Origin of the sequence: Companilactobacillus kimchii DSM 13961 = JCM 10707 (genome assembly GCF_001435445.1) — a bacterium.
Classification (GTDB): domain Bacteria; phylum Bacillota; class Bacilli; order Lactobacillales; family Lactobacillaceae; genus Companilactobacillus; species Companilactobacillus kimchii.
Genome location: NZ_AZDH01000009.1, coordinates 154132 through 162552 on the forward strand (window position 1 = coordinate 154132; position 8421 = coordinate 162552).

Below are 8421 nucleotides of genomic sequence, written 5' to 3' on the forward strand. Positions count from 1 at the left end.
CTATGAAAAAAAAGTTATGGATGATTTTTGGACCTGTTATAGTTGCCATTGCTGCTTTATTAATTCTTCTTTGGGCGCCAATCAACTTTAAAACGGTTACGCCGCAAAAAGTTAGACAGGCCGCTACTTCATTGGACATCCGAGTTTTGAAGGGTGAAAGTGTGAAGAACGCTGCTGAAAAGGAAAACTATATTCCTATTATTGGTTCATCAGAACTTTCTAGAATGGATCCGTTCCATCCATCTTCCATGGCACAAAAATATCACTGGAAGAATAAACCATTTTTGCAAGGTAATCCTGGTACTGCTTCATTGACTCAAGCAATGAACGTTGGTGGGATGTCTAATCTTAAAGGAAATAAGGCTGTATTCATTATTTCTCCACAATGGTTTAGTAAATCCGGTGTTCAAGCTGATGCTTTCAAATATTTCCTATCACCATTACAATTAACAGGTTTCATTTTGAAATCTAATACTGGTGATAAAGCAATGAACAAATATGTTGCTGGAAGGATTCTTGATTTGGGAGTCAGCAAAGGCCCCATCGAAGATGATGCTCTAGAACGTATTTCTGAAGGTAAACAGATTACTAGTTTCCAACGTTTCTATATTGAGACATTTGTACGTTCAAGCTTACAAAGTCAGGATAATCTATTCGGATCACTATCAATGAATGATCATGAGAATATGATTAATGATGCTGCAAGTAAATTGCCTGATAATTATAATTACAAGGATTTAAATAAATTAGCTACTAAGATGGCAAAGCATAATTCACGTGATAATGATATGCAAATTGGTGATTCTTTCTATAAGCGTCAATTGAGAAAGAGAATTAGAACCTATAAAAATACTCACCGTCATGTTAAATATACTAGTTCACCAGAGTATAACGATTTCCAAGCACTACTTTATATGTTTGCTAGAAATAAGGTAGAAGTAATGTTTGTAATTCAACCTATTAATCCGCATTGGGTTAAATATACTGGAATGCCAAAGAGTTCGATCACTAACTTCGATAAGAAAATTAAGTATCAGTTGAGAACTCAAGGTTTCAATAATATAGTAGATCTTTCTAATGTTAAGAATTCTAATTATATTGCCGAAGATACTATTCATATGGGCTGGCGTGGTTGGTTAATGCTAGATCATCATTTGAAGGGGTATTATAAGGATAAGAAGGCAAACCCTGAAAATACACAGTACAAGATGGATGATTACTTCCTATCTAATGAATGGGCACAAACTAAGAATGTTACAAAATAAAAGATGCAGAATTTTGCATCTTTTTTTGTTTTGATGTTATGATAAAGCTCAAATACCTAAACCTAACTTTAGGTTAAGCATATGGAGGTTTAGTTATGCAAGAGATGATTACTACTTATTCAATTGGAGAAGTAGCGGAAAAGTTTGGATTAAGCTTACCAACGATTCGTTATTACGATAAGGAAGGATTAATTCCTAACCTTAATAAGAATGAAGCTGGTGTGAGACGCTTTACAGATGAAAATGTTGGTTCTTTACAAATGATTGAGTGTTTAAAGAATGCAGGTATGCCTATTCGAGATATTAAGCAGTTTATGCAATGGACTCTTGAAGGGGATGCCAGTTTGGATAAGCGTTATCAGATGTTTCAAGAATTGCGTGTGTCTGTTTTGAAACAAATGGAAGCTATGCAAAATACTCTTAATACAATTGATTTTAAATGTAAGTACTATGGAAAAGCTACTGAAGATGGCACAGAAAAGTATGTTAAAGAAGAAATGCATTTAGAGAGGCCCTAAAGAGGACTCTTTCTAAATTTTTAAAATAAAAATAATAGCATCCATTCAGAATGAACATGTTTCACATTTCTAATGGATGTTATTTTATTGAGTGGCAGACAGAATTCAAAATTGACAATAGTTGTGAAAAATCAAAGAAAAAGATTGCTTACTTCGTATTATTAAATGAAAAAAATATCATAATTTTTTGAAAGCTTTAGATTATTTTTTCATAAACTATCTTGTGGACTTTGTGAAAGCTCTTAAGTCTATACTATAAGTGAGATTGAACGGTGCTTAAAAATGCCGGAATTCGGGACTTTTTACATGTTTAAACTGCTTACAAAGAGTTCAAATACTTGCACAAGCTTGAAATATTTGTTAGGGTTATAAAGGTCGCTGTTATTTATACTTTTAAATAATAGCTTTTTTATTTCTAATTAATGAGCATAGGAAAGTATGTTTATTTCAATTCCAAGAATGGGGGATTTAATGAGTACTAATAAGAGTACAAAAGTAGAAGTCAAAAACTTAACTAAGATCTTTGGTAAGCATATTAATAAGGCTAAAGAGTTAAGCAGACAGGGAAAAGATAAATCGGAAATTCTCAAGGAAACAGGTGCCACACTTGGTGTAGACCGAGCAAACTTTAAAATTTATGATGGCGAAATTTTCGTTATTATGGGTCTGTCTGGTAGTGGTAAGTCAACATTGGTAAGAATGATCAATCGTCTTATCGACCCTACTGATGGGGAAATATTGATTGATGGCGAAAACTTAATGAAGATGGATAAGAAAGAACTTCGTGAAGTCCGTCGTAAGAAAATGAGCATGGTTTTCCAAAGTTTTGGATTATTACCTAATCGAACTATTTTGGAAAATGCTGAATATGGCTTGGAAATTCAAGGTGTAGATAAAGATACACGTGAAAAGAAAGCTAAGGAAGCTTTGGAAACTGTTGGTATCACCGGTTACAACGATGAGTATCCTGATCAATTATCAGGTGGTATGCAACAACGTGTTGGATTAGCTCGTGCTCTTGCAAATGATCCAGAAATCTTACTAATGGATGAGGCTTTCTCGGCTCTTGATCCATTGAACAGAACTGATATGCAAGACCAACTTTTGGATATCCAAGAGCGATTGCATAAGACAATTATTTTTATCAGTCATGATTTGAACGAAGCCTTGAAGATAGGTGATCGTATTATGATCATGAAGGATGCTCGAGTTATTCAGACTGGTACACCGGAAGATATCTTGACACATCCTGCTGATGAATATGTTGAAGAATTTATTGAAAATGTTGATAGAAGTAAGGTCTTAACTGCTGGTAACGTAATGATTCGTCCAATGACAGTTAATATTGAAAAAGCTGGTCCTCGTTTGACCTTGAAGATGATGAAGGCTAACGAAGTTTCAACTGCTTATATTGTCAATGCTGAACGTAAGTTACTTGGAGTAGTTGATGCCAATGATGTTATTAAACTAGTCCGTGAGAAGAAAGGGGATATTACACCTATTATTCAAACTAAAGTTCCAACAACTGAAGAAGATACACCAATTTCTGATTTAATGGATGATATTTCCCAAACAGGAATTCCATTTGCTGTTATCAACGATAGGAAGCAATTAAAGGGAATCATCGTTCGTGGTGCTGTTCTAGGTGCCTTGGCCGGAAATGAGGTGAGTGATTTTGAATAGTCTTTTATTAGGTAGTATTCCAGAAGTTCCATTGGCACATTGGATTGATGGTTTCGTTGATTGGTTAGTGCAATTTACTGGATTTTTCAATGCCATCACTAATTTTATTGGATCAATCAATAATGCCTTTCAATGGGTATTTGATATTATTCCTATTTGGCTCTTTATTGTTTTAGTTATTGCCTTAACATATTACGTTAATCGAGATCAGCAAAATTGGGGTCTATTGATTTTTGAATTCTTAGGTCTCTTATTGATTTGGAACTTAAATTACTGGCGTGATATGACACAAACTTTGACCTTAGTATTAACTTCAAGTTTGATTGCCTTAGTTATCGGTATTCCATTGGGAATTCTGATGGCAAAGAGTCACACTGCTGAGATTATTTTGAAACCAATTCTTGATTTCATGCAGACAATGCCTGCCTTTGTTTACTTGATTCCAGCTGTTGCCTTATTCGGTATTGGTATGGTTCCTGGTATTGTGGCTTCAGTTATTTTCGCTATGCCACCAACAGTACGTATGACAAATATGGGTATTCGTGAAGTTCCTGATGAATTGATCGAAGCCGCTGATTCATTCGGTTCAACTGAATGGCAAAAACTATTTAAGGTTGAATTACCAATTGCTAAAACTAGTTTAATGGCTGGTGTTAACCAAAGTATGATGCTTTCACTATCAATGGTTGTTATTGCTTCTATGATTGGTGCAATGGGACTTGGTACTAAAGTATACTTTGCCGTTGGTAGAAACGATGCCGGTAATGGTTTCTCAGCTGGTCTAGCTATTGTTATTTTAGCTATTATCTTAGACAGATTGACTCAATCATTAACAAGAACACGCAGAAAGAACTAGGAGGGATTTTTTGAAGAAACAAAAGTTTATTAAACTTTTCTTGTTAGCAATATTAATCATCCCAATTATTTCCGCATGTAGTTCCCAAACAGCTCCGTACAAAAGTAAGGAAAAGTTGGGCCCACAAATTAATTACACGATCACAGGTATTGATGCCGGTGCTGGTGTAATGGCCTCTACTCAAACAGCTTTGAAAGATTATGGTCTAGAGAAGAACAATTGGCAATTACAACCTAGTTCAACTTCAGCCATGACAAGTACTTTGGATAAGGCATATAAAAATAAACAACCAATTGTGATTACCGGATGGCAACCACATTGGATGTTCAAAAAATATAAATTAAAGTTCTTGAAAGATCCTAAGAACGTTTATGGTAAAGCAGAACATATCAGTACTGTTGTTCGTAAGGGCTTGAAGAAAGATAAGCCTGAAGCATACACTATTCTGGACCGTTTCCATTGGACACCTTCACAGATGTCAGATGTTATGTTGAAAGTTAACGGTGGTATGGATCCTGATAAGGCTGCCAAACAATGGATTAAGAACAACCCTAAATTAGTTCAACAATGGACTAAGGGCGTTAAGAAGGTTCATGGTCAATCCTTGAAGATTACATATGTTGCTTGGGATTCAGAAATTGCCTCAACTAATGTGATTGCACAAGTATTGAGAGATCAAGGTTATAAAGTAACTATTCAGGCTATGGAGATGCAACCCGTTTGGGCTTCTATTTCTACAAAGGCTGCTGATGCAACCGTCAGTGCTTGGTTACCTAAGACATCAGCTAAGTTCTATTCTGATTACAAAGGTAAGTTTGAAGATCTCGGTGCTAACCTAGAAGGTGCCAAAGTTGGTTTAGCCGTTCCAAAATATATGACTAATATCAATTCCATTAATGATCTAAAAAATAAATAATTCACTGAAAATTGGAAGAAATTCCAATTTTTTTTGCTTTAAATAGCTTTTAAATATATTAATGGAATAAAATTACTTATTCACCATAGTGTTAATTATATAAAATAATATTTTTGACAATGGACTAGACAATATGACAACTTTATACCAATGACACGTTTTAATTATGGGTATATAATTATATTAATTATATATAAATTTATTATACAGGGGCGATGGTGTGGATATACAGGCGTTTATTGATAAAAGAAAAGAATTAGGACTCTCACAAAAGGAATTGAGCAATGGTATCTGTACTCAAGCTACATTAAGCAAGTTTGAGAATAATGGTAAAATTCCGTCATTGAAAATTTTAATTAAATTATGTAATCGTCTCGGTCTATCCTTAGATAGTATTATTGGCGTAAATGATAGCAGCAGTAAAAAAGTTGCTAAAGAAATGAGCCAAGCAGAATTCAATTTGATTATTCAAGAATATGATGATGCCTGGTCAATTATTAACAAGATTGATCCGGACGTTTTGAATAATGATAAGAACCTCTTGATGCAATATTACTATTTGAGAGGTTATTTGAATGTTTTGGATGACGGAGATTTGTTTGATGCGGTCTTTGATTTCAATCGTATTTTATCGGAATTAGATACTCGTGGTGAAACGATTTTTACCTTCCTATCATTTGTAGGTATGGGAATGGTTTATGCCAAGCAAGGTGACGATTCGAAGAGTGAATACTACTTCAGCAAGGTGTTCAATAATATTTATACAATGTCGATTGATGATGTAAGTAAAATATGGCGTTATATTAATATTATTTTCTATTGTGCGATTTACTATTCGGAAAAGCAGGATTTGGAAACAGCCAACGCATTATTGAATTATGGCGTTAAAGTTTGTGCTGAGAATCATGTTACATATTACATTGCTAGAATTTACGCACAATTGGCGATGAATGAGAATCGGGTTAATGGTAATAATGAAAAAGTACAGAGTTACATTGATAAAGCACTGGTCTTTTCAGAGTTTAATGGTAACAAAAAAGAGATTGAAGTTATCAAGCGATGGGTTAAAGCAAATAATCTTTAAAAGAAAGAGGATGTCATGGTATTTATGGCATCCTCTTTTATGATATATTGATTAGACAAGTAAATTAGGGGGTAGTCTATGAATCTAAGTCGAAAAAAATTGATTCAATATGGAATAATCATAGTGTTAGTGTTGTTCATCCTGATATATCCAGTAGAGATTTATAATATCTTTTTAAATATTTTGGGAGTTGCGATGCCGCTGATTCTGGGAGCTGTATTGGCATATGTCTTAAATATCTTATGTGTTAAATTGGAAAAATATTTTTTCCCCAATACTAAGATCAAAATCTTACAAAAAAGTCGTCGGGCACTAGTTATTTTGACTACTTTGGTTATTGTGACTTTGGTAATGGTGGGAGTGTTTAGATTAGTCTTGCCTCAATTTTTCAATGCTCTAGCTGATTTCTTCAAAAATATTCCTTCATTCTTTGAAGGCTTATCGGCTCTGTTAGAAAAAATAAATCATAATTCAGTTATCTCTGATCAACTGGAGTCAATGAACATTGATTGGTCATCCGTACAAAGCAAAGTTATGAAGTATTTGACTAGTGGAATGGGTGGTGTCTTTGGTTCAACCTTTAAGGTATTGACTGGTATTACTAAAGGCTTTGTCAATTTCATTTTGGCATTAACTTTTGCCATTTATATTCTTGCTACTAAGGAAAAATTAAGTTGTCAGGTTAAAAAGTTGGCTCATGCTTATATGAAGAATGAACATATCAAAAAAGTTAAATATGTAGTTGATATTGCGGATGATATGTTCAGTCATTTTATTGCTGGACAAGTTACAGAAGCAATTATTTTGGGAAGTTTATGTTCGATAGGAATGTTAATATTTAGATTTCCTTATGCTTTATCAGTCGGTGCATTCGTTAGTATTACAGCCTTAATTCCTATTCTGGGAGCATGGTTAGGTGGAATTGTTGGATTCCTATTGATTGCTGTTAGATCACCAATTGAAGCTGTTTTCTTCATTATTTTTCTATTAGTTCTACAACAATTTGAAAGTAACGTTATCTATCCACGAGTTGTTGGAACCTCAATTGGATTACCGGGAATTTGGGTTTTGGCTTCAATTACTGTTGGTGGTGGACTCGGTGGCATTGTAGGGATGCTATTAGGAGTACCCGTAGCCGCAACTATTTATCAATTGCTTAAGAATGATACAAATCGCAGGCTAAATGGAATAGAAAAAGTAAAATAGTTATATAATTTACAAAATTGCACTAAGGAGAGATGAGTTTTGTGGAATAATTATTTTGATTTCGTGTTAATTTTCGTAGCTATCTTTACTTTAGTTCCGTATTTAACGTCGCTAATAACCTCGTGGTTAGGGCATCTGTCAAAAATTACGTTGGTTAATAATTTGGGAAATAGTAGTCAACTGATTGTTGGTGGAGTAGGCGTTATTATCCATGAGTTAGGACATGCTATTTTTGCTTATTTGTTTGGACATAAAGTAACCAACGTTCAATTATTAAACTTGAATTATCGTCAATCAGGTTCATTGGGATCTGTAGATCATAAGTGGAATGATCGTAATGTTTATCAGATGCTGGGAAACTTCTTTATCGGCTTGGCACCGTATTACATGTGTTCGTTGGCATTGTACTTGTTACAGAAGTTCTTGTTAAAGGCTCAGTTTAGTTTTAGTACATTGATTCAGAGTTTGAATGTTAACAAGAGTGTTTCCATTAGCGTAATTTTTGATTCAGTTTTGGATAATATGAAATCAAGCTTTGCTAATGCTTCATGGTGGATGATTCTTGTGTACGTGCTATTGACTATTATGATAGCCAGTACCGGGTATGATTTGAGTAAGAATGATTTTATTACCGTCAATAAAGGCATTTTGCCATGGATTGTAGTTCTACTAGTTTTAGGGTCAGTATTATATTTGTTTAACTTGAGGACTGTCGTTATGACTGGGGCAATTTACTTTGTAGCATTTTCAATTCTGTTTATGTTTCATGCTATTGTTAGTATTGTTTTGTCTATGGTTGTTATTAAGATATTGGGATTTATATAAAAAGAGACTTCCGATTTGAAGTGCCCTAAAATTGTTAGACATAATCTAACAATTTTAGGAGCACTTTT

The 8421-nt window shown here is 34.1% G+C and carries 8 protein-coding genes; all 8 read left to right on the forward strand.

Going from position 1 to position 8421, the window contains the following annotated elements:
* The first annotated feature begins 2 nt into the window (after positions 1-2).
* The 8 genes from dltD (at position 3) to FC97_RS05075 (ending at position 8353) form a co-directional block, all read left to right on the forward strand.
* Positions 3-1265 carry a D-alanyl-lipoteichoic acid biosynthesis protein DltD gene (gene dltD, locus FC97_RS05040; RefSeq protein ID WP_054642894.1) on the forward strand — a complete coding sequence of 421 codons (1263 nt, stop codon included), beginning with the start codon at positions 3-5 and terminating at the stop codon, positions 1263-1265.
* Positions 1266-1369: 104 nt separating this feature from the next.
* Positions 1370-1783, forward strand: a complete 414-nt coding sequence (locus FC97_RS05045; protein ID WP_054642908.1) for a MerR family transcriptional regulator — start codon at positions 1370-1372, stop codon at positions 1781-1783.
* Between the two features lie 471 nt (positions 1784-2254).
* On the forward strand, positions 2255-3466 hold the full coding sequence (locus FC97_RS05050) for a quaternary amine ABC transporter ATP-binding protein (protein ID WP_054642895.1): 1212 nt from the start codon (positions 2255-2257) through the stop codon (positions 3464-3466).
* Entirely contained in the window at positions 3459-4322 is an 864-nt protein-coding gene (locus FC97_RS05055; protein WP_054642896.1) for an ABC transporter permease, read from the forward strand. Before FC97_RS05050 ends, FC97_RS05055 begins: the two co-directional genes overlap by 8 nt.
* Before the next feature lie 10 nt (positions 4323-4332).
* Positions 4333-5238, forward strand: coding sequence for a glycine betaine ABC transporter substrate-binding protein (locus tag FC97_RS05060; RefSeq protein ID WP_056967894.1), 906 nt, complete (start codon positions 4333-4335; stop codon positions 5236-5238).
* A 220-nt stretch (positions 5239-5458) separates the two neighbouring features.
* A complete protein-coding gene (locus FC97_RS05065) occupies positions 5459-6322 on the forward strand; it encodes a helix-turn-helix domain-containing protein (protein ID WP_056967896.1) in 864 nt (287 codons plus the stop codon).
* Positions 6323-6400: 78 nt separating this feature from the next.
* Positions 6401-7528: an AI-2E family transporter gene (locus FC97_RS05070; protein ID WP_054642898.1), complete on the forward strand. Its 1128-nt coding sequence runs from the start codon at positions 6401-6403 to the stop codon at positions 7526-7528.
* A gap of 39 nt (positions 7529-7567) precedes the next feature.
* On the forward strand, positions 7568-8353 hold the full coding sequence (locus FC97_RS05075; RefSeq protein WP_054642899.1) for a hypothetical protein: 786 nt from the start codon (positions 7568-7570) through the stop codon (positions 8351-8353).
* Positions 8354-8421 lie beyond the last annotated feature (68 nt).